Origin of the sequence: Pseudomonas syringae, assembly GCF_021606685.1 — a bacterium.
Classification (GTDB): Bacteria; Pseudomonadota; Gammaproteobacteria; order Pseudomonadales; family Pseudomonadaceae; genus Aquipseudomonas; species Aquipseudomonas syringae_R.
Map to the genome: position 1 here is coordinate 16,418 of NZ_WKCB01000003.1, position 21,760 is coordinate 38,177.

Annotated in this window: 16 protein-coding genes; 14 read left to right on the forward strand and 2 right to left on the reverse strand. The window is 61.6% G+C overall.

Features of this window, described 5'->3' with window-relative positions; translation table 11 throughout:
* Nucleotides 1–7: 7 nt before the first annotated feature.
* Nucleotides 8–1,828: a translational GTPase TypA gene (typA, locus tag GIW02_RS01820; protein ID WP_098480533.1), complete on the forward strand. Its 1,821-nt coding sequence runs from the start codon at nt 8–10 to the stop codon at nt 1,826–1,828.
* Between the two features lie 247 nt (nt 1,829–2,075).
* Here typA and GIW02_RS01825 read toward each other — a convergent pair whose 3' ends face one another.
* Complete coding sequence (locus GIW02_RS01825; protein ID WP_236411273.1) at nt 2,076–2,510, reverse strand: YkgJ family cysteine cluster protein; 435 nt, start codon at nt 2,508–2,510, stop codon at nt 2,076–2,078.
* A gap of 238 nt (nt 2,511–2,748) precedes the next feature.
* Between GIW02_RS01825 and GIW02_RS01830 the strand changes: the two genes are divergently transcribed.
* The 6 genes from GIW02_RS01830 to GIW02_RS01855 all read left to right on the forward strand — a co-directional run bounded on the left by GIW02_RS01830 (nt 2,749) and on the right by GIW02_RS01855 (nt 12,369).
* Nucleotides 2,749–5,199 (forward strand): glycogen/starch/alpha-glucan phosphorylase, encoded by a 2,451-nt coding sequence (locus GIW02_RS01830; protein WP_236411271.1) that lies wholly within the window; start codon nt 2,749–2,751, stop codon nt 5,197–5,199.
* 170 nt (nt 5,200–5,369) lie between these two features.
* A complete protein-coding gene (locus GIW02_RS01835) occupies nt 5,370–8,882 on the forward strand; it encodes a DUF2339 domain-containing protein (protein WP_236411269.1) in 3,513 nt (1,170 codons plus the stop codon).
* Entirely contained in the window at nt 8,882–10,231 is a 1,350-nt protein-coding gene (locus tag GIW02_RS01840; RefSeq protein ID WP_236411284.1) for a DUF3999 domain-containing protein, read from the forward strand. Before GIW02_RS01835 ends, GIW02_RS01840 begins: the two co-directional genes overlap by 1 nt.
* Before the next feature lie 96 nt (nt 10,232–10,327).
* Nucleotides 10,328–11,338: a class 1 fructose-bisphosphatase gene (locus GIW02_RS01845; protein WP_003237460.1), complete on the forward strand. Its 1,011-nt coding sequence runs from the start codon at nt 10,328–10,330 to the stop codon at nt 11,336–11,338.
* Between the two features lie 176 nt (nt 11,339–11,514).
* A complete protein-coding gene (locus tag GIW02_RS01850; RefSeq protein WP_017849914.1) occupies nt 11,515–11,769 on the forward strand; it encodes a hypothetical protein in 255 nt (84 codons plus the stop codon).
* Between the two features lie 30 nt (nt 11,770–11,799).
* A complete protein-coding gene (locus tag GIW02_RS01855; protein ID WP_236411268.1) occupies nt 11,800–12,369 on the forward strand; it encodes a lipocalin family protein in 570 nt (189 codons plus the stop codon).
* Between the two features lie 130 nt (nt 12,370–12,499).
* Here the strand turns inward: GIW02_RS01855 and GIW02_RS01860 are convergent, their stop codons facing one another.
* The gene (locus GIW02_RS01860) at nt 12,500–13,864 is read right to left on the reverse strand and encodes a formimidoylglutamate deiminase (protein WP_236411266.1); all 1,365 of its coding nucleotides are present in this window, start codon (nt 13,862–13,864) and stop codon (nt 12,500–12,502) included.
* Between the two features lie 78 nt (nt 13,865–13,942).
* On the opposite strand from GIW02_RS01860, the gene hutC reads away from it, so the two are divergent.
* The 7 genes from hutC (at nt 13,943) to GIW02_RS01895 (ending at nt 21,739) form a co-directional block, all read left to right on the forward strand.
* Nucleotides 13,943–14,722, forward strand: coding sequence for a histidine utilization repressor (hutC, locus tag GIW02_RS01865; protein WP_236421762.1), 780 nt, complete (start codon nt 13,943–13,945; stop codon nt 14,720–14,722).
* Nucleotides 14,719–15,279: a HutD family protein gene (locus GIW02_RS01870; protein ID WP_236411264.1), complete on the forward strand. Its 561-nt coding sequence runs from the start codon at nt 14,719–14,721 to the stop codon at nt 15,277–15,279. Before hutC ends, GIW02_RS01870 begins: the two co-directional genes overlap by 4 nt.
* Before the next feature lie 406 nt (nt 15,280–15,685).
* Nucleotides 15,686–17,356, forward strand: coding sequence for a urocanate hydratase (gene hutU / locus GIW02_RS01875; protein ID WP_236411262.1), 1,671 nt, complete (start codon nt 15,686–15,688; stop codon nt 17,354–17,356).
* A gap of 142 nt (nt 17,357–17,498) precedes the next feature.
* Nucleotides 17,499–18,959: a cytosine permease gene (locus tag GIW02_RS01880; protein WP_236411260.1), complete on the forward strand. Its 1,461-nt coding sequence runs from the start codon at nt 17,499–17,501 to the stop codon at nt 18,957–18,959.
* Between the two features lie 70 nt (nt 18,960–19,029).
* Nucleotides 19,030–19,995 carry an ABC transporter substrate-binding protein gene (locus tag GIW02_RS01885; protein ID WP_236411258.1) on the forward strand — a complete coding sequence of 322 codons (966 nt, stop codon included), beginning with the start codon at nt 19,030–19,032 and terminating at the stop codon, nt 19,993–19,995.
* Nucleotides 19,996–20,066: 71 nt separating this feature from the next.
* Nucleotides 20,067–20,918 (forward strand): ABC transporter permease, encoded by an 852-nt coding sequence (locus GIW02_RS01890; RefSeq protein ID WP_012721776.1) that lies wholly within the window; start codon nt 20,067–20,069, stop codon nt 20,916–20,918.
* Nucleotides 20,915–21,739 carry a quaternary amine ABC transporter ATP-binding protein gene (locus tag GIW02_RS01895; RefSeq protein ID WP_046034013.1) on the forward strand — a complete coding sequence of 275 codons (825 nt, stop codon included), beginning with the start codon at nt 20,915–20,917 and terminating at the stop codon, nt 21,737–21,739. Before GIW02_RS01890 ends, GIW02_RS01895 begins: the two co-directional genes overlap by 4 nt.
* Nucleotides 21,740–21,760 lie beyond the last annotated feature (21 nt).

Consider the following 21,760-nt stretch of genomic DNA (forward strand, 5'->3'; position numbering starts at 1 on the left):
TACACAAGTGATCGAAAATCTACGTAACATCGCCATCATTGCTCACGTTGACCATGGTAAAACCACCCTGGTAGACAAACTCCTGCGTCAATCCGGCACCCTGGAGCGCAACGAGCTCAACGACGAGCGCGTGATGGACTCCAACGACCAGGAAAAAGAGCGCGGTATTACCATCCTGGCTAAAAACACCGCTATCAACTGGAACGGCTACCACATCAACATCGTGGATACCCCGGGCCACGCCGACTTCGGCGGCGAAGTAGAACGCGTAATGTCGATGGTTGACTCCGTTCTGCTGCTGGTTGACGCTCAAGACGGCCCTATGCCGCAAACCCGTTTCGTGACCAAGAAGGCGTTCGAAGCCGGCCTGCGTCCGATCGTGTGCATCAACAAGGTTGACCGTCCAGGCGCGCGTCCGGACTGGGTTCTGGACCAGATCTTCGACCTGTTCGACAACCTGGGTGCTACCGAAGAACAGCTGGACTTCAAAGTCGTCTACGCCTCGGCCCTGAACGGTATTGCCGGTCTGGACCACACCGACATGGCTGAAGACATGACCCCGCTGTACCAGTCGATCGTCGACAACGTACCGGCGCCAAAAGTTGACCGTGACGGCCCGTTCCAGATGCAAATCTCGGCACTGGACTACAACAGCTTCCTGGGTGTTATCGGCGTTGGCCGTATCGCTCGTGGTAGCGTCAAGCCGAACACCCCGGTTGTGGCTATCGGCGCCGACGGCAAGAAGCGTAACGGTCGTATCCTGAAGCTGATGGGTCACCACGGCCTGCACCGCATCGACGTTGAAGAAGCGTTCGCTGGCGACATCGTGTGCGTGAGCGGTATGGACTCGCTGTTCATCTCCGACACCCTGTGCCAGCCGGACAACGTCGAGGCGATGAAGCCTCTGACCGTTGACGAGCCAACCGTTTCCATGACCTTCCAGGTAAACGACTCGCCTTTCTGCGGTAAAGAAGGCAAGTTCGTGACTTCCCGTAACATCAAGGAACGTCTGGACAAAGAGCTGCTGTACAACGTTGCTCTGCGCGTTGAAGAAGGCGACTCGGCTGACAAGTTCAAGGTTTCCGGCCGTGGTGAGCTGCACCTCTCGGTACTGATCGAAACCATGCGTCGCGAAGGCTTCGAAATGGGCGTTGGTCGTCCTGAAGTGATCATCCGTCAGGTTGACGGCGTGAAGCAGGAACCGTTCGAAAACGTCACCATCGACACCCCTGAAGAATCCCAGGGCAAGGTCATGGAAGAGATGGGCCTGCGTAAGGGCGACCTGACCAACATGGTGCCGGATGGCAAAGGCCGTGTGCGTCTGGAATACAACATCCCTGCTCGTGGTCTGATCGGTTTCCGTAACCAGTTCCTGACCCTGACCAACGGTGCTGGCATCCTGACCTCGATCTTCGATCGCTACGACACCATGAAGTCCGGCGACATGTCCGGCCGTCAGAACGGTGTTCTGGTATCGGTTGAAACCGGCAAGGCACTGACCTACTCCCTGGAAACTCTGCAGGCGCGTGGCAAGCTGTTCGTAGAACACGGTCAAGAGATCTACAACGGTCAGATCGTTGGTCTGAACAGCCGTGACAACGACATGGGCGTTAACCCAACCAAAGGCAAGAAGCTCGACAACATGCGTGCTTCGGGCAAAGACGAAACCATCGCTCTGGTCCCACCTGTTCGCTTCACCCTGGAACAGGCCCTGGAATTCATCCAGGACGACGAGCTGTGCGAAGTTACGCCTAAGTCGATCCGCCTGCGTAAGAAGATCCTGGACGAAGGCGAGCGTACCCGCGCTGCCAAGAAAGCCAAGAACTGAGTTAACTCAGGCTGAATGAAAAACGCCCCCGGTCGAAAGGCCGGGGGCGTTTTTTTGTGCTTGGGTTTTGGCCGCTTTGTGGCGAGCGGGCTTGCCCGCGTTGGGCCGCGAAGCGGACCCAAAACCATGCACTGGGTTTTATCTGAAGGAAGGCGGTGAGCTTGTTGGGCCTGCTTCGCAGGCCAACGCGGGCAAGCCCGCTCGCCACAACAGCCCTGTCACCACAGCTCTGTCGTTACGCGTCGGATCAGAACTTGTCGAGGGTCTTGAGCTTGGTCTCGCGCACCACTTCTTTTGGCTTGTAAGCGCAATACCCCGGGCGTGGCCCGATTTTCGGGTGGTTGCGGCAGGTGTCCGGGCGCTTGTCATAAATAGTGCAGAAGCGCGTCTTACGATCCAGGTACAGGCAGTCGTTGTTGCTCATGCGCTGCAGGGTAAAGATTTCGGATTTGTTGTTGTAGCGCTCGACGATGCCTTCCTTCTGCAACCGCTTGGCGATGTTCTTGGGCGGGTCGCCGCGCTCGAACTCATCGACGATGCCAATGCGGATCAGGTCCTTGATCTTCACCTCGACCGGCAGCGTGCAGCAGCTGGACACGCAGCCGCCGCACATGTGGGCGGAATATTTCTGCCAGGTCTCGAGACGGTCGAGTTCCGCGGCGGCGATCAGTTGAGGCTTCATCAGGGTTCCAAGGTGGGGCTGTATCCGGGCGCGCGATCATACCGGGATTGGTGGTTTTTTGAACAATATTTTGCAGCTTTCAGCTCAAAGGGCTGCGCCCAGGCCGATCGGGCACGACCCCTGCATCTAATTCATGCAAAGGTGAATGAGTTAAAAAACTGCCGAACCAGAGCGTCTACCGTCTGTCAGACCGTCTAGGCTCTAGCAACTCCTTCTATCTCGCCCGAGGTCGCAATTGATGTCTCAGGAACCACTTGCACGAGAAGCAGAGGTAGCCGCATTTCGCGATGCCGTCTTGACCAAACTCACCTACGCGGTGGGCAAGGACCCGGATCACGCCTTCGACCATGACTGGTTCGAGGCCATTGCCCTGGCCGCCCGCGACCAGATGGTCGATCACTGGATGGACCATACGCGGCGTATCTACCGCAAAGGCCAGAAGCGGGTGTACTACCTCTCCCTGGAATTCCTCATCGGCCGTTTGCTCTACGACAGCTTGAGCAACCTTGGCGTGCTGGAAATCGCGCGTGAAGCCCTGTCCGAGCTGGGTGTGGACCTTGAGCGCATCCGCCTGCTGGAGCCCGACGCGGCGCTCGGCAACGGTGGCCTGGGCCGCCTGGCGGCGTGCTTCATGGAAAGCATGTCGACCTTGGGAATCGCCGGCCACGGTTATGGCATTCGTTATGAGCACGGCTTGTTCCGCCAGGCAATTGTCGATGGTTGGCAGCAGGAGCAGACCGAGCGCTGGCTGGATTTCGGTAACCCATGGGAGTTCGAGCGCGCCGAAGTGATCTACCCGATCGGCTTTGGCGGCAGCGTCGAAACGCTGCCGGATGCCTCCGGCAAGCAAATTCAAGTGTGGTCGCCGAGCGAAACCGTACGTGCCGTTGCCTACGACACACCTGTAGTCGGCTGGCGCGGCGCCAGCGTCAACACCCTGCGCCTGTGGCGTGCGCGGGCGGTGGAAGACCTGCACCTGGAGCGCTTCAACGCCGGTGACCACTTGGGCGCGGTAGCCGAAGTGGCGCGCGCCGAAAGCATCTCCCGGGTGCTTTACCCGGCTGACAGCACCGAAGCGGGGCAGGAACTGCGCCTGCGTCAGGAATATTTCTTTGTCTCCGCCTCGCTGCAAGACCTGCTGCGCCGCCACAAGAACATGCACGGCTCGGTCCTGAGCCTGGGCGAGCACGCGGCCATCCAGCTCAACGACACCCACCCGTCCATCGCCGTGGCCGAGTTGATGCGCCAGTTGGTCGACCTGCACGACATTCCATGGGAAGCGGCGTGGGACGTCACCGTCGAAACCCTGTCGTACACCAACCACACCCTGCTGCCCGAAGCCCTGGAAACCTGGCCGGTGGGTCTGATGGAACGCATGCTGCCGCGGCACATGCAGATCATCTACCTGATCAACGCGCAGCACATTGATTCGCTGCGCGCCAAGGGCATCCACGATTTTGACGTGCTGCGCGCCGTGTCGTTGATCGAAGAAGACAACGGCCGCCGCGTGCGCATGGGTAACCTGGCGTTCCTTGGTTCGCATAGCGTCAACGGCGTGTCCGGCCTGCACACCCAGCTGATGCGCAGCACGGTGTTCTCCGAACTGCACAAGCTCTACCCGGAGCGTATCAACAACAAAACCAACGGCATCACCTTCCGCCGCTGGCTCTACCAGGCCAACCCCAAGCTCACCAACATGCTGGTGGAAGCCCTGGGGCCGGACATCCTCGACAACATGGAAACCCGCCTGGGCGAGCTGGAAACGTTCGCCGAGAAACAGGCCTTCCGCAAAGCCTTCGCCGACCAGCGCCTGCACAGCAAGCGCGCGCTGGCCGACATCATTCATGAGCGTCTGGGCATCGCGATCAACCCGGCGGCGATGTTCGATGTGCAGGTCAAGCGCATCCACGAGTACAAGCGCCAACTGCTGAACCTGCTGCACACCGTGGCGCTGTACCAGGCGATCCGTGCCGAGCCGGGCACCGACTGGGTGCCGCGTGTGAAGATCTTTGCGGGCAAGGCGGCGGCCAGCTATCACCAGGCCAAGTTGATCATCAAGCTGACCAACGACATCGCCCGCACGGTGAACAACGACCCGACCGTGCGCGGGTTGCTCAAGGTAGTGTTCCTGCCCAACTACAACGTCAGCCTGGCGGAAAGCATCATCCCGGCGGCGGACTTGTCGGAGCAAATCTCTACCGCCGGCTTTGAAGCGTCGGGCACCAGTAACATGAAGTTTGGCCTCAACGGCGCGCTGACCATCGGCACCATGGACGGCGCCAACGTGGAAATGCACGAGCGTGTGGGCGCCGATCACATGTTTATCTTTGGTCTCAGTGCGCAGCAGGTGGAAGCCCGCAAGCACGCCGGCGAATTCAATGCCGGGCCCGACATTGCCGCCTCCCATCGTCTCAACGATGTGCTGCAAGCGATTCGCGGCGGGGTGTTCTCGCCGGACGACCCAGGCCGCTATGTGGGCTTGATCGACGGGCTGATCGACTACGACCGCTTCCTGGTGTGTGCCGACTTCGATTCCTACTGGGACGCCCAGGCGCGGGTCGAGGCGCACTGGCATGATTCCAAGGCGTGGTGGCGTTCGGCGGTGCTGAACACGGCGCGGATGGGGTGGTTCTCTTCGGACCGGACCATCCGCGAGTACGCGACGGAGATCTGGAAAGCATTGGATTAATCGCCACAGATCCAAATGTGGGAGGGGGCTTGCTCCCGATAGCGGAGCGTCAGTTTGCAGATATGTAGACTGACACTCCGCCATCGGGAGCAAGCCCCCTCCCACATTGGGCCCGCGTCGATATACTGAGCGCCGGTTTGCCCGCTTCGGGCTGGACAGGGATATCGACCATGCAATGGATTTTCACGCTGATTGGCCTGGTGCTCGGCTGGACGCTCGATGAGTCGTTCTACGATGCCGGCATCGGTGCGCTGCTGGGCCTGGGCATTGGCCAGGCGATTCGCCTGTCAAAGCTCGCGACTCAGGCGGACCAACAGGCGCGTCAGTTGGAAACCACGCAAAAGGCGCTGATCGCGCTAGGTGATCGCCTGCGGCAACTGGAAGTGCCCGCGCCGCCGAGCAATGCCATCGTCGAAGCCCCAATCCCTGAACCCACACCCGTTGCCAAGGCGCCCGAGCTTGTCTGGGAGTTGCCTGTCGAACTGGCCCCTGTCGCAATGGTTGCCGAACCAAGCCAGCCGCTGCCGGCTGACGTGTGGGCGCCCGCTCCAACCCCGCAACCTGAAGAACCCGCCATCCCCCGTGGCCCCAACCTGATCGAGCGCGCTATCAGCGGTGCACGCAATTGGCTGTTCGGCGGCAACACCGTGCTGCGGGTCGGCGTGGTGCTGTTGTTCCTCGGCCTGGCGTTCCTGTTGCGCTATGCCACTGAAGGCATGGTAGTGCCGATCGAATTGCGTTACGCCGGGGTGGCCGCTGCCGCATTGGGCCTGTTGGGCTTGGGCTGGTGGTTGCGGCTGCGCAACAGCAACTACGCCCTGATGCTGCAAGGCACCGGGATCGCCGTGTTGTACCTCACGGTGTTTGCGGCGATGCGCCTGCACCCGTTGATTGACCCCGGCGCGGCGCTCGGCCTGCTGGTGGCGGTCACGGTGTTTTCGGCGATTTTGGCGATTACCCAGGATGCGCTGGGGCTGGCCTGTGCTGCCGCGCTCGGCGGGTTTGCTGCGCCGATCCTCACCTCCACCGGCGCCGGCAACCATGTGGCGCTGTTCAGTTACTTTGCCCTGCTCAACGCGGGCATTCTCGCCATTGCCTGGTTCAAGGCCTGGCGCCTGCTCAATTTGATCGGCTTTGTCGGCACTTTCGGGATCGGCTTTGCCTGGGGCATGCGTTCGTATACGCCGGAGCTGCTGTGGAGCACCGAGCCGTTTCTGATCCTGTTTTTCCTGATGTACCTGGCCATCGGCTTGCTGTTCGCCCGGCGCAAACTGCTGGAGAGGGGCGACGCGCCCGAGGGCCGTGAGGCCCTGCTGCGTTGGTCGGCGGCCAAGGGCGATTATGTCGACGGCTGCCTGCTGTTCGGCCCGCCGCTGGTGGGCTTTGGCTTGCAGTTCGCGTTGGTGCAGCACCTGGAGTTTGCCGCTGCGTTCAGCGCGCTCGGCCTGGGCATTATCTACATGGGCCTGGCGCGTTTGCTCAGTGGTGGGCGCGCGTTGCTGTTGGCGGAAACCTGCCTGGCGCTGGGGGTGATTTTTGCCAGCCTGGCGATTCCCCTGGGCCTGGATGCGCGCTGGACGGCCGCCGCCTGGGCGGTGGAGGGCGCGGGTATTTTCTGGCTCGGCTTGCGCCAGCAGCGGCCATTGGCGCGCGCGTTTGGCGTGTTGTTGCAGTTGGGTTCGGCGCTGGCATTCCTCAGTGAAGTGCGCGTCGGCGAACTCACCTTGCTCGAGGGTGCGCCACTGGGTGCGCTGTTGCTCGGCGCGGCGTTGTTGTTCAGCTACGACCAGTTGCGCAAGGCGCCCACGCAACAGGCGGCGCCATGGGAGCGCAAAGGCCTGCCGGTGCTGGCGAGCCTCGGCCTGAGCTGTATGTACCTGCTCGCGCCGCTGCTGTTGCTGACCCAAGGCACGGCCATCAGTTGGGCGATCGCCGGTCTGGTGACGCTGTTTGTCGGCCTGCGCATCGGTTCACGTACTTTCCTGTTCAGCGCTTTCGCCGTGCAACTGTTGGGTGGCGTGCTGTTCCTGTTGCGCCTGCAGGGTGGCGACGGGGCGGCGGTGTTCAATGCTGGCTGGAGCGGTTTGCTGAGCGCCTCGTTGATCGGCCTGGCGCTGGTCGGCGGCATGTTGCTGGCGGCACGCGACGATATGGTGCGCGGCGACGTGCGTCTGCTGCGCGGGCTGTCGGTGGTGCTGCTGGCCGGGCTGGTGCTGATCAACCTCGCGGTGCTGTTCGTGCTGCCGTGGGAAAGCGCCAGCGGCGTGTGGGCGGCCAGTGGTCTGTTGATCATCTGGTTGAGCCTGTACCTGCAGCAGCGTGTCAGTTTTGTATTCGGCTTGCTGCTGCAATTGGTCGGCGGCGCCTCGTTCCTGCTGGCGGTGCCAGAGCTGCTGGGGCCGCTGACCGGCGAGGGCTTGCGCCCACTGGCCCATAGCGGGTTCTGGACGCCGATGGTGCTGGGCCTGGCCGCCCTGGTCGGCGCCTGGTGCCTGCAGCGTGAACCGCATGCGCCGGCGTTTACGGTGTTGAAGCTGCAACGCCTGTCCGATGTGCTGTTGGTGTGGGGCGCAGGCTGGTGGACGTTGGCCCTGGCGGGTGAAGTGTTGCGCTTTATCCCGAAAGAGCTGCTGGGTGCGTGCCTGCTGGGGCTCGCGGCGGTAAGCGTAGCGATCTGGGCGCTGCTCTCGGTGCGCTTGCACTGGGCCTCGCTGGGTGTGCTGTGCACGCTGCTGATGCCGGCGGCGGGCGTGGCGTTGCTGGTGTCTGCCAGCACCTATTACCATCCGGCGGCGAACTACGGCTGGCTGGCCTGGCTGGCGGTGTTTGGGGTGCATTTCATCTCGCTGCGGCGTTTGGCGAGCGTGGTTCCGCGCACGGCGCTGAGCATCGCCCACGTGCTGGGCTGCTGGATGCTGATCGGCATGCTGGCGCTGGAGTTGCGCTACGGCCTGCTGCGTTTTTCGGCCGAATACAACGCCTGGCGCTGGCTGGGCTGGGCGATTCTGCCGAGCTTGTATTTGGTACTGGCTGCTGCGCCGCGCAACTGGCCGTGGCCGGTGTCGACGTATTCAAGGGAGTATCGCGTATTGGCGGCAGTGCCCCTGGCGGTGCTGATGCTCGGCTGGTTCTGGTTGGCGAATATTTTCAGCGACGGCACGGCCAAGCCGCTGCCCTACGTGCCGCTGGTTAACCCGCTGGACCTGGGCCTGTTGTTTGCGTTGCTGGGCGTGTACCTGTTGTCGCGCAGTGTGGCACCGCAACGCGGTCCGCGTGCCGAATTGCTCGTCCAGGGCGTCGCGGGTGTTTCGCTGTTCGCGTTCTTTACCGCGTTGGTCATGCGGACCGCGCACCATTGGGGTGGCGTGCCGTTTCATCTGGACGCATTGCTGGCATCGATGCTGGTGCAGGCCGGCCTGTCGATTGTCTGGACCCTGATCGCCCTCAGTCTGATGATCGGCGGCCACCTGCGCCATCGCCGTGAGGTGTGGCTGATCGGTGCTGCGCTGATCGCTGTGGTGGTTGCCAAGCTGTTCTTTGTCGAGTTGAGCAACCGTGGCGGCCTGGCGCGGATCGTGTCGTTTATCGGGGTGGGCGGGCTGTTGCTGGTGGTGGGCTACTTTGCACCGCTGCCACCCAAGCGCGCCGACCCTGTGGTGGAAACTCAAGGAGCATCCTCTTGATCGGTAAGTTGAGCGTGATTGTGCTGGGCATGTGTACGGCGTTGTCGGTATGGGCGCAGGAAACGCCTGCCGATTTCGCCACCCAAGTGCCGCTGGCGGTGAGTGGCAGCGGCCCCTGGTATCGCCTGGAGTTGCCCTTGTCCGTGCAGTTGAACGCGCACCAGGCCGACCTCAGCGACCTGCGCGTATTCAATGCGGCGGGTGAACAGCAGGCCTATGCATTGTCGCGTCAATCGTCTTCACGCACCGAAAGCCGCAGCGTCACCGAGGTGAAGTGGTTTCCTCTGTACGCCGCCGATACCCAGCAGGCCCTGCCTGGCGTGATGATGAAAACCACCCCCCAAGGCACCGTGGTGGAGATCAAACCGGCCACCGCACCCAAGCCCGGCAAGCAGGTGCTGCGCGGTTGGGTGCTGGACGCCAGCGCGATCAAGGCACCCTTGCAGCAGTTGAGCCTCGATTGGAGCCACGAGCAGGAAGGGTTCCAGCGTTTCAGCATTGAAGCCAGCGATGACTTGCAGCAGTGGGCGCCCTGGGGCGATGGGCAGGTGGCGCGGTTGTCGTTTGCCGATGAGCAGGTCGAGCAACATGACGTCAGCCTGCCCGGGCGGTCGGCGCGCTACCTGCGCCTGGTGTGGCAAGGGCAGGCGGCGCCGCTGCTGACCTCGGCCAAGCTGGTGAGCGCAACCAGCAGCCTGCCGATGCCGTGGGTGTGGTCGCAGCCGCTGGCGGGCAAGCGGCTCAAGGCGGGCGAGTACAGCTGGCAATTGCCGAAGGGGCTGAGTGTCGAGCGCGTGCGTATCGAATTGAAGCAACCCAACACGCTGGCGCCGGTGACATTGGCGGGGCGCCGCGACAGCAATCAGGCCTGGCAGCCATTGAGCAACGGCTTGCTGTATCGCCTTACCCAGAACGGCCAGGACGTGGTGCAGGATGAGTTGCAGTTGCCTGGCCAGGCCGTGACCCAGCTCAAACTGCAGGTGGACGAGCGTGGCGGCGGCCTCGGTGTCGAGGCGCCGCCCTTGCGCTTTGCGGTGCGCGCTACGCAGGTGGTGTTCCTGGCGCGGGGTGAGCCGCCGTTCACCCTGGCGTTGGGCAATGCCACGGTCAAGGCGGCGAACCTGCCGCTGTCGACCTTGATTCCCGACTATAACGCCGAGCGTCTCAAGGCGTTGGGGCAGGCCAAGGTCGTGGGTGAGGTGGCAGTCAAGACGCCTGCCGCCGGCGTGTCGCCCGACGCTGGCAGCGACTGGAAGAAGCTCGGCCTGTGGGCCGTGCTCCTGCTGGGTGTGGCGGCGTTGGGGGGCATGGCCTACAGTCTGTTGCGCAAACCGCAGGGCAAACCGTGAACTCTATTGGTGTTAAATCCTCTGATTAGAGGAAATCAGCCCCGACTCGCGCTAAACTGCGCGGGTTTTTAGCCCCCCCATTCTCCGGAGCCTTCCATGTCCCGCGTTACCTTGAGTCGCTATTTGATTGAGCAGACCCGCAGCAACAACACGCCTGCCGATCTGCGCTTCCTTATCGAAGTGGTGGCGCGTGCCTGCAAGGAAATCAGCCACGCCGTGTCCAAAGGCGCGCTGGGTGGTGTCCTGGGCAGCATGGGCACAGAAAACGTGCAGGGCGAAGTGCAGAAGAAACTCGACGTGATCTCCAACGAGATCTTGCTCGAAGCCAACGAATGGGGCGGTCACCTGGCCGGCATGGCGTCCGAAGAAATGGACAATGCCTACCAGATCCCGGGCAAGTACCCGAAAGGCGCCTACCTGCTGGTGTTTGACCCACTGGACGGTTCGTCCAACATCGACATCAACGCGCCGGTCGGCACCATCTTCTCGGTACTGCGTTGCCCGAACGAATACCTGAGCCAGAACGAAGCCCTGAACGAAAAGGCCTTTTTGCAGCCAGGCACTGAGCAGGTCGCTGCCGGTTACGCCATCTACGGCCCGCAGACCATGCTGGTGCTGACCCTGGGCGACGGCGTCAAAGGCTTTACCCTGGACCGTGAGATGGGCAGCTTCGTACTTACCCACGAAGACATCACCATTCCTGCGTCGACCCAGGAATTTGCGATCAACATGTCCAACCAGCGCCACTGGGAAGAGCCAGTCACCCGCTACGTAGGCGAGTTGATGGCAGGCGAGGAAGGCCCGCTGAAGAAGAACTTCAACATGCGCTGGGTAGCCGCGATGGTTGCCGACGTGCACCGTATCCTGACCCGTGGCGGCCTGTTCATGTACCCACGCGACAGCCGCGAGCCTTCCAAGCCGGGCAAGCTGCGCCTGATGTACGAAGCCAACCCGATGTCGTTCCTGGTTGAGCAGGCAGGCGGCGCGTCCACCGACGGTCACCAGCGTATCCTCGACATCCAGCCCGAAGGCCTGCACCAGCGTGTGGCGGTATTCCTGGGTTCCAAGGAAGAAGTTGAGCGTGTAACGGCCTACCACAAGAAGTAACACGCGGCGATAGATTATCCGTGTTGTTGTGAGCCGGTTCACCCTTGAAGAAGCCCCGAAACGTTTCAGCGTTTTCGGGGCTTTTTTGTTTTCGCTCGTCGGGAACCAGACACCTCTTTTCCCTTCTAAGCTTCTGGCAGATACCCAAGCTGCTTGGCCCCTCCAGGAGTTTTTCCATGTCGTTACGCCGTCTCGCCCTGCTGGCTTTTTGCGTGCTGTTGGCCGCTTGCAGCAAGGTCAACCAAGAAAACTATGCAAAGTTGTCGGCCGGCATGGCCAAGGCCGAGGTGGAGTCGCTGCTGGGTAAACCGACCGACTGTTCTGGCGCACTGGGCATGTCCAGCTGCACCTGGGGCGATAAAAACAGCTTTATCAGCGTTCAATATGCCGGTGACAAGGTTCTGATGTTTTCCGGGCAAGGCCTGAAGTAAACCGGGGCGAGAGCCTGCGGGAGAAGAAGAATGATGCGTTTTGTTTTGTTCCTTTGTGCCAGCCTGTTATTGGCAGGCTGTGCCAGCCATTCTGGCGATGATCTGCAACCCAAGACCGCCGGCAGCGTCAACCTCAAGCGTTACCAGGGCACCTGGTATGAGTTGGCTCGATTGCCGATGTACTTCCAGCGCAACTGTGCGCAGTCCGAAGCCCGCTACACGCTGCTGCCTGACGGCGACATGTCGGTGTTCAACCGCTGCCTGACGACCGAGTGGAAGTGGGAAGAAGCCAAGGGCACGGCCACGCCGCAAGTGCCCGGCAAGACCGACAAGCTCTGGGTGGAATTCAATAACTGGTTTACGGCGTTGTTGCCGGGCGTTGCCAAGGGCGATTACTGGGTGCTGTACGTCAGCGATGACTACAAGACCGCTATCGTCGGCAGCCCGAGCCGGCGTTACATGTGGATCTTGTCGCGCACGCCGACGGTCAGTGCGGACACCCGCGAAGACCTGCTGAGCAGGGCGCGGCAGCAGGGGTATGACACCACGCGTTTGATCTGGCGTACGTCGGACAAGCAGATGGCGAAGACCTCGCAGTAAATTCGGATCACCGCCAGTCCAAATGTGGGAGGGGGCTTGCCCCCGATGGCGGTGTATCAGCATCAGATGTACTGACTGACACACTGCTATCGGGGGCAAGCCCCCTCCCACATTTAATATGTATTGCCTGTTAGTTCAGCAAATCCCTCAAGACCTGCGTGAACGCCCGGCTGCTGTCTTCCTCGCCTGCATGATGCCCATCGCGCACCACCCACTTGCCGTTCACCAGCACATCACGCACCTGTCGATCACCCCCGGCAAACAGCCAGCGATTGAGAATCCCATCCTCTGTCGCCGTGGCCAGGTACGGGTCATTGCCGTCCAGCACAATCCAATCCGCACGCTTGCCCACTTCCAAGCGACCAATCGGCTGCCCGAGCGCCTGTGCGCCACCGTCCAATGCCGCGTCAAACAGTGTGCGGCCAACCATCGGCTGATCACTGCGATACAAGCGATTGCGCCGCTGATCACGCAAGCGCTGGCCATACTCCAGCCAACGCAGTTCTTCCACCACGCTCAGTGATACATGGCTGTCGGAGCCGATGCCCATGCGTCCGCCCTGGGCGAGGAAGTCCACCGCCGGGAAAATTCCGTCGCCCAGGTTAGCCTCGGTGGTCAGGCACAAGCCGGCAATCGCACGGCTTTTGGCCATACGTGCCACTTCGTCGGCATCCGCGTGGGTGGCGTGCACCAGGCACCAGCGTTCATCCACTTCAACGTTGTCATACAGCCATTGCAGCGGGCGTTTGCCGCTCCAGGCCAGGCAGTCGTCGACTTCCTTTTGCTGCTCAGCGATGTGGATATGCACCGGGCACGCCTTGTCGCTGGCCGCCAGAACTGCGCTGATTTGCTCCGGCGTGACCGCGCGCAGGGAGTGAAAGCACAGGCCCAACTGCTGCGCCGGTTGCGCCGCGAGGATCGGCTTGAGGCGCGCTTGCAGGTCCAGGTAGTTTTCCGTGCTGTTGATAAACCGTCGCTGGCCCTCATTGGGTGCCTGGCCGCCGAACCCGGAATGGGTGTAGAGCACCGGCACCAACGTCAGGCTGATGCCGCTGCTGGCGGCCGCCTGGCTGATCTGCCGCGACAGCTCCGTACGGTCGGCGTACGGCTGGCCGCTGACGTCGTGGTGCACGTAGTGAAATTCGGCCACCGAGGTGTAGCCGGCCTTGAGCATCTCGATATACAGCTGGCGCGCGATCACCTGCAATTGGTCCGGGCTGATCTTGCCGACCATGCGGTACATCAGCTCGCGCCAGGTCCAGAAGCTGTCGTTGGGGTTGCCGGCTACTTCGGCCAAACCTGCCATGGCGCGCTGGAAAGCATGGGAGTGCAGGTTCGGCATTCCCGCCAACACCGGGCCTCTCAGCCGCTCGGCAGCGTCTGCTCTGGCATTGGCCTCAACGTGGGTCAGCAGGCCATCGGCGCTGACTTCAAAGCGTACATCGTTGGCCCATCCATTAGGCAGCAGTGCGCGTTCGGCAAAGAAAGCGGACATGATCAGAGCACCCCGGTCGTGTGTTTATTTGTATATACATATACAGACGTTTGCCTGCTCGGTAAACTCCGGCAATCTATGCATCTTTTCCCCCTGCAAGGATTCCCCGTGCCGACTCCGCCCGCCAAGTCTCCACTGGCTGCCCACATGGACGAAAGTCCGGCGCCCTTGTATGCCCGCGTCAAACAAATGATCAGCCAGCAGATCCTCAACGGCAACTGGCCGCCCCATTACCGCGTGCCGTCGGAGAGTGAACTGGTCAGCCAGTTGGGCTTCAGCCGCATGACCATCAACCGCGCGCTGCGCGAGCTGACTGCCGAAGGTTTACTGGTGCGCATGCAGGGCGTGGGTACTTTCGTCGCCGAGCCCAAGAGCCAGTCGGCGCTGTTTGAAGTGCACAACATTGCCGATGAGATCGCCTCGCGCGGTCATCGGCATACCTGCCAGGTCATCCACCTGGGCGAAGAGGCCGCCGGCTCCGAGCGTGCCGTCGCCCTGGAAATGCGCGAAGGCGGGCGGGTGTTCCACTCGTTGATCGTGCATTTTGAAAACGACATTCCCGTGCAAATCGAAGACCGTTTCGTTAATGCCCTGGTCGCGCCGGAGTACCTGCAACAGGATTTCACTCAGCAAACCCCCTATGCCTACCTCAATCAGGTCGCACCGCTGACCGAGGGTGAGCACGTGGTTGAGGCGATTCTCGCCGACGCCGCCGAGTGCAAGCTGTTGCAGATCGAGCCGACCGAGCCGTGCCTGTTGATTCGCCGCCGCACCTGGTCCGGCCGTCAGCCGGTGACGGCGGCCCGCCTGATCCACCCCGGTTCCCGTCATAGCCTGGAAGGACGTTTCAGCAAATGAGTGCAGTGAAGGTCTGGCGCGCCACCGATTACGTGCGCATGCCGTGGAAAAACGGCGGTGGCAGCACCGAAGAAATCACCCGTGACGCCGGCGAGGGCCTGGAGGGTTTCGGCTGGCGCCTGTCGATCGCCGATATCGGCGAGTCGGGCGGGTTTTCGACCTTCGCCGGTTACCAGCGCGTAATCACGGTGATCAAGGGCGCGGGCATGGTCCTGACCGTGGATGGCGAAGAGCAACGCGGCCTGTTACCGCTGCAGCCGTTCGCCTTCAAGGGTGATAGCCAGGTGTCATGCCGTTTGATCACCGGGCCGATTCGCGATTTCAACCTGATCTATTCGCCACAGCGCTACCACGCGCGTTTGCAGTGGGTCGATGGCGTGCAGCGCTTTTTCAGCACGGCGCAGACGGTGCTGGTGTTCAGTGTGGCGGACGAAGTGAAGGTGCTGGACCAGAAGTTGGGCCATCACGATTGCCTGCAAGTGGACGGTAACACTGGGTTGCTGGATATCTCGGTCACTGGCCGTTGCTGCCTGATCGAACTGACCCCGCGCGGTTAAAAAATGTGGGAGGGGGCTTGCCCTCGATGGCGGTGGATCAGTCGGTACATCTATGACTGAAACACTGCTATCGGGGGCAAGCCCCCTCCCACATTTGTTTCTGTGTTGTTCAAGAAATCTGTTTCCAGTTCTCGCACCAATTTGTTACCGAATGCCCCAGCGTGGCGCAAAACCATGCTGTCGTGACAAACCGCCCTCGCCGTAAAACCCCCTCCCAAGAAATTTCATCAAGCCTTGAAGCCTTAATTTCCAAGGCTCGCGCACGCGTTTTCAAAAAATCCAAACACCTCGACCGAAAAGTTGGCCGCTTGATTGCATATGCTTGTACATACAAGTAAAGATGTGTGCGTAAGACTCTCCTTCGCACCATCAATGTTCGCGCATCGATCGCCGAGGAGTCCTAGCTGTGACCAAGCCTACTAAATACCGTGATGTCGAAATCCGTGCCGCCCACGGTAACAAGCTCACCGCCAAAAGCTGGTTGACCGAAGCGCCGCTGCGCATGCTGATGAACAACCTTGACCCGCAAGTGGCCGAGAACCCGAAAGAATTGGTGGTGTACGGCGGTATCGGCCGTGCGGCGCGCAACTGGGAGTGCTACGACCAGATCGTCGAGAGCCTCACCAATTTGAATGACGACGAAACCCTGCTGGTGCAATCCGGCAAGCCGGTCGGCGTGTTCAAGACCCACAGCAACGCGCCGCGCGTACTGATCGCCAACTCCAACCTGGTGCCGCACTGGGCCAGTTGGGAACACTTCAACGAGTTGGATGCCAAGGGCCTGGCCATGTATGGCCAGATGACCGCCGGCAGCTGGATCTACATCGGCAGCCAGGGCATCGTCCAGGGCACCTACGAAACCTTCGTTGAAGCCGGTCGTCAGCATTACGACAGCAACCTCAAAGGCCGTTGGGTGCTCACCGCCGGCCTCGGCGGCATGGGCGGCGCCCAGCCATTGGCCGCAACCCTGGCTGGCGCCTGCTCGCTGAACATCGAATGCCAACAGGTCAGCATCGACTTCCGTCTGAACAGCCGTTACGTCGACGAGCAAGCCACCGACCTCGACGACGCGCTGGCTCGCATCGCCAAATACACCCAGGAAGGCAAGGCTATCTCCATCGCGCTGCTGGGCAACGCGGCGGAAATTCTGCCGGAGCTGGTCAAGCGCGGCGTGCGCCCGGACATGGTCACCGACCAGACCAGCGCCCACGACCCCCTCAACGGCTACCTGCCCGCCGGCTGGACCTGGGACGAGTACCGCGCCCGCGCCAAGACCGAGCCCGCTGCCGTGATCAAGGCCGCCAAGCAGTCGATGGCCGTGCACGTCAAAGCCATGCTGGAATTCCAGAAACAAGGCATTCCGACCTTCGACTACGGCAATAACATCCGCCAGATGGCCCAAGAAGAAGGCGTGGAAAACGCCTTCGATTTCCCAGGCTTCGTACCGGCCTACATCCGCCCACTGTTCTGCCGTGGCATCGGCCCGTTCCGCTGGGCGGCGCTGTCGGGCGACCCGCAAGACATCTACAAGACCGACGCCAAAGTCAAAGAGCTGATCCCTGACGACGCCCACCTGCACAACTGGCTGGACATGGCCCGCGAACGCATCAGTTTCCAGGGCCTGCCGGCACGTATCTGCTGGGTCGGCCTGGGCCAGCGCGCCAAGCTTGGCCTGGCGTTCAACGAGATGGTGCGCAGTGGCGAGCTGTCGGCGCCGGTCGTGATCGGCCGTGACCACCTCGACTCCGGCTCGGTCGCCAGCCCCAACCGCGAAACCGAATCCATGCAGGACGGCTCCGACGCCGTGTCCGACTGGCCACTGCTCAACGCCTTGCTCAACACCGCGAGCGGCGCGACCTGGGTCTCGCTGCACCACGGCGGCGGCGTGGGCATGGGCTTCTCGCAGCACTCCGGCATGGTCATCGTATGCGACGGCACCGACGAGGCCGCCGAGCGCATTGCCCGCGTGCTGCACAACGACCCGGCCACCGGGGTGATGCGCCATGCGGACGCGGGTTACCAGATCGCGATTGATTGCGCCAAAGAGCAGGGCCTCAATCTCCCGATGATCAAGTAACCCATGTGGGAGGGAGCTTGCTCCCGATGGCGGTGTATCAGCCAATAGGTCTGGTGACTGACCCACTGCTATCGGGAGCAAGCCCCCTCCCACAGTTGAGCGGCGGCGACCCCCAAAACAATCCATCAGAGGTTGAACACCCATGGCTGCAAGTGACGCGCGTGCAAGCACCACCCCGTTGATCGAGAAACGTTCGATCGACTACATCCCCGAAGCGGAAAGACACGGTCGTCTGTTGAGCCAGTTCACCCTCTGGCTGGGTGCCAACCTGCAGATCACTGCAATTGTCACCGGGGCCCTGGCCGTGGTGCTCGGCGGTGATGTGTTCTGGTCGTTGATCGGTCTGTTGATCGGCCAATTGATCGGCGGCGGCGTCATGGCGTTACATGCGGCGCAAGGGCCCAAGTTGGGCCTGCCGCAGATGATCTCTAGCCGCGTGCAATTTGGTGTGTATGGCGCGGCCATCCCGATCGTGCTGGTGTGCTTGATGTACCTGGGTTTCACCGCCACCGGCACCGTGTTGTCCGGCCAGGCGCTGGGCCAGTTGTTCGGGGTCAGCGACAGCGTCGGTATCCTGATCTTCGCCAGTGTGATTGTGCTGGTCACGGTGCTGGGTTACCGGGTGATCCACTTCATTGGTCGGGTTGCGAGCGTCATTGGCGTGATTGCCTTTGTCTACCTGTTCAGCCGCTTGATGGGCCAGGCCGACGTCGGTGCACTCCTGCAAATCCGCCACTTCAGCTGGAGCAGCTTCCTGCTGGCGGTGTCACTCGCGGCCTCCTGGCAGATCGCCTTCGGCCCTTACGTGGCGGACTATTCGCGCTACCTGCCGAGCAAGACGTCTTCGGTGAAAACCTTTCTCGCCGCCGGCGCAGGTTCGGTGATTGGCGCGCAGGTGGCGATGATCCTCGGCGTGTTTGCCGCTGCAATGTCCAACGGTAAGTTTGCCGGTCACGAAGTGGCTTACATCGTCGGCCTGGGCGGGACGGGGGCCACGGCAGCGCTGCTGTATTTCAGCATTGCGTTCGGCAAGGTGACTATCTCCACACTGAACTCCTACGGCAGCTTCATGTGCATAGCGACCATCATCAGCGGCTTCCGTGGTCGCCTGGAGGTCACGCGCTTGCAGCGCCTGGTTTTCGTATTGGTCATCGTCGGCACGGCGACCCTGATCGCGCTGCTCGGCCAGCACTCGTTCCTGGGGGCGTTCAAGTCGTTCATCCTGTTCCTGCTGGCGTTCTTCACGCCTTGGAGCGCGATCAACCTGGTGGACTACTACTGCATCACCCGCGACCGCTATGACGTGCCGGCGCTGGCCAACCCCAATGGCCGCTACGGCCGCTGGAACCCGATTGGTATCAGCGTGTATGTGTTCGGCGTGCTGGTGCAATTGCCGTTCATCTCCACCAAGTTCTACACCGGCCCGCTGGTGGCGGCCCTGGGGGATGTGGACATTTCCTGGATCATCGGCCTGGTGCTGCCCGCTGCGCTGTACTACTGGGCGGCGAAAAAATGGCCGCGTACACACCCTGATCACCTGATCCTGCCGACAGAGCAGGGCGTTGCACCGACGACGACAAGCGGGCTGGCTGCACAAGTCTGATGGGACGTGGACAGGGCAGGATGCCTACTGACTGCCGTAATCCATTTCAAGATTTGGGAGCGTCACAACAATGAAAATGCATAAGACCCTGTTAGCTACCGTGCTTTCTGCGGGTTTACTGGCCTGCGCTGGCGCCCAGGCAGCCGGTTGGTGCGAGTCCGGCAAACCGGTGAAATTCGCCGGCCTGAATTGGGAAAGCGGCATGTTGCTTACCGACATCCTGCAGACCGTGCTGGAAAAAGGCTACGACTGCAAAACCGACAGCCTGCCGGGCAACTCCATCACCATGGAAAATGCCCTGAGCAGCAATGACATCCAAGTATTTGCCGAAGAATGGGTGGGCCGCAGCGAGGTCTGGAACAAGGCCGAGAAGGCCGGCAAGGTCGTCGGCGTTGGCGCACCTGTGGTGGGCGCGATCGAAGGCTGGTACGTGCCGCGCTACGTGATCGAAGGCGACGCCAAGCGCAAGCTGGAACCCAAGGCGCCGGACCTGAAAAACATCGCCGACCTGGCCAAATACGCCTCGGTGTTCAAGGACCAGGAAGAGCCGTCCAAAGGCCGCTTCTACAACTGCCCGGCCGGCTGGACCTGCGAGCTGGACAACAGCGAAATGCTCAAGAGCTATGGCCTGGAAAGCACCTACACCAACTTCCGCCCAGGCACCGGCCCGGCGTTGGATGCGGCGGTGCTGTCGAGCTACAAGCGTGGCGAGCCGATCCTGTTCTACTACTGGTCGCCGACGCCGCTGATGGGCCAGGTCGACCTGGTGAAGCTGGAAGAAAAACCCGGTGTGGACAAGAGCGTGAGCATCAAGGTCGGCCTGTCCAAGACCTTCCACGAGCAAGCCCCGGAGCTGGTCGCCGTGCTGGAAAAAGTCAACTTGCCCATCGACCTGCTGAACCAGAACCTGGGCCGCATGGCCAAGGAGCGAATTGAGTCGCCGAAACTGGCGAAAATTTTCCTCAAGGAACATCCTGAAGTCTGGCATGCCTGGGTAAGCGACGAGGCAGCCAAGAAAATCGACGCGGCCTTGTAGGTCAAGCGTGCCCGGCTACCCTGAGGGGCAGCCGGGCGCCTGGCCTCAACCCACTGGATCGAGAGCACGTTATGTTTCCTGAGAGTTTTACGTTTTCCATTGCCGACTGGGTCAACGGTTGGGTGGATTCGCTGGTCACCAACTACGGCGACGTGTTCCGGCACATCTCCGACACCCTGCTGTGGGCCATCGTCAACCTGGAAGGGTTGCTACGCGCGGCGCCCTGGTGGCTGATGCTGGCCATCGTCGGCGCGGTTGCCTGGCACGCCACCCGCAAGGTGGTGACCACGGCGGTGATCGTCGGTTTGCTGTTCCTGGTGGGCGCGGTCGGGCTGTGGGACAAGCTGATGCAAACGCTGGCGCTGATGATGGTCGCCACGGTGATCTCGGTGCTGATCGGCATTCCCTTGGGCATTCTGTCTGCGCGCAGCAATCGCCTGCGTTCGGTGCTGATGCCGTTGCTCGACATCATGCAAACCATGCCCAGCTTCGTGTACCTGATCCCGGTGCTGATGCTGTTCGGCCTGGGCAAGGTGCCGGCGATTTTCGCCACGGTGATCTACGCCGCGCCGCCGCTGATCCGCCTGACCGACCTGGGCATTCGCCAGGTCGACGGTGAAGTCATGGAAGCCATCAATGCCTTTGGTGCCAACCGCTGGCAGCAACTGTTCGGCGTGCAACTGCCGCTGGCGTTGCCAAGCATCATGGCCGGTATCAACCAGACCACCATGATGGCGCTGTCGATGGTGGTGATCGCCTCGATGATCGGCGCCCGTGGCTTGGGTGAAGACGTCCTCGTGGGCATCCAGACCCTTAACGTCGGCCGTGGCCTCGAAGCCGGGCTGGCGATCGTGATTCTCGCAGTGGTCATCGACCGCATAACCCAGGCCTATGGTCGTCCACGGCATGAGGCGAGCAAATGACTACTGTCAGCAAAATCGAAGTCAAAAACGTCTTCAAGATCTTCGGCAACCGCTCCAAGGAAGCGCTGGCGCTGGTCGGCCAGGGCAAGACCAAGGATCAGGTACTGGCCGAGACCGGTTGTGTGGTCGGCGTGAACGACCTGTCCCTGAGCATCGGCACCGGTGAGATCTTCGTGATCATGGGCCTGTCGGGCTCGGGCAAATCCACCTTGGTGCGCCACTTCAATCGCCTGATCGACCCGACCAGCGGCGCGATCCTGGTGGACGGCGAAGACATCCTGCAGCTGGACATGGAAGCCCTGCGCCAATTCCGTCGGCACAAGATCAGCATGGTGTTCCAGAGCTTCGGCCTGCTGCCCCACAAGAGCGTGCTCGACAACGTTGCCTACGGCCTCAAGGTGCGGGGCGAAACCAAGCAGGTCTGCGCCGAACGCGCGCTGCACTGGATCGAAACCGTGGGCCTCAAGGGTTACGAAAACAAATACCCGCACCAGCTCTCTGGTGGCATGCGCCAGCGTGTGGGCCTGGCCCGCGCCTTGGCGGCCGACACCGACATCATCCTGATGGACGAAGCCTTCAGCGCCCTTGACCCGCTGATCCGCGCCGAGATGCAGGACCAGTTGCTGGAGCTGCAAAAGACCCTGCACAAAACCATCGTGTTTATCACCCACGACCTCGACGAGGCCGTGCGCATCGGCAACCGCATTGCGATCCTCAAGGACGGCAAGCTGATCCAGGTCGGCACGCCTCGGGAGATCCTGCATTCGCCGGCGGATGAGTATGTCGACCGGTTTGTTCAGCGGCGCGCTGCGGTGGTGTGAGCCAGGTTTTGTGGTGAGGCT

Coding starts and splice junctions, on each gene's coding strand:
- GIW02_RS01860 (WP_236411266.1), bottom strand. CDS start 13,864: ATGTCCGCTTTCTTTGCCGAACGCGCACTGCTGCCTAATGGATGGGCC.
- hutC (WP_236421762.1), top strand. CDS start 13,943: ATGCATCTTTTCCCCCTGCAAGGATTCCCCGTGCCGACTCCGCCCGCC.
- GIW02_RS01890 (WP_012721776.1), top strand. CDS start 20,067: ATGTTTCCTGAGAGTTTTACGTTTTCCATTGCCGACTGGGTCAACGGT.
- GIW02_RS01825 (WP_236411273.1), bottom strand. CDS start 2,510: ATGAAGCCTCAACTGATCGCCGCCGCGGAACTCGACCGTCTCGAGACC.
- GIW02_RS01895 (WP_046034013.1), top strand. CDS start 20,915: ATGACTACTGTCAGCAAAATCGAAGTCAAAAACGTCTTCAAGATCTTC.
- GIW02_RS01880 (WP_236411260.1), top strand. CDS start 17,499: ATGGCTGCAAGTGACGCGCGTGCAAGCACCACCCCGTTGATCGAGAAA.
- GIW02_RS01845 (WP_003237460.1), top strand. CDS start 10,328: ATGTCCCGCGTTACCTTGAGTCGCTATTTGATTGAGCAGACCCGCAGC.
- GIW02_RS01870 (WP_236411264.1), top strand. CDS start 14,719: ATGAGTGCAGTGAAGGTCTGGCGCGCCACCGATTACGTGCGCATGCCG.
- GIW02_RS01835 (WP_236411269.1), top strand. CDS start 5,370: ATGCAATGGATTTTCACGCTGATTGGCCTGGTGCTCGGCTGGACGCTC.
- GIW02_RS01885 (WP_236411258.1), top strand. CDS start 19,030: ATGAAAATGCATAAGACCCTGTTAGCTACCGTGCTTTCTGCGGGTTTA.
- GIW02_RS01830 (WP_236411271.1), top strand. CDS start 2,749: ATGTCTCAGGAACCACTTGCACGAGAAGCAGAGGTAGCCGCATTTCGC.
- GIW02_RS01855 (WP_236411268.1), top strand. CDS start 11,800: ATGATGCGTTTTGTTTTGTTCCTTTGTGCCAGCCTGTTATTGGCAGGC.
- GIW02_RS01850 (WP_017849914.1), top strand. CDS start 11,515: ATGTCGTTACGCCGTCTCGCCCTGCTGGCTTTTTGCGTGCTGTTGGCC.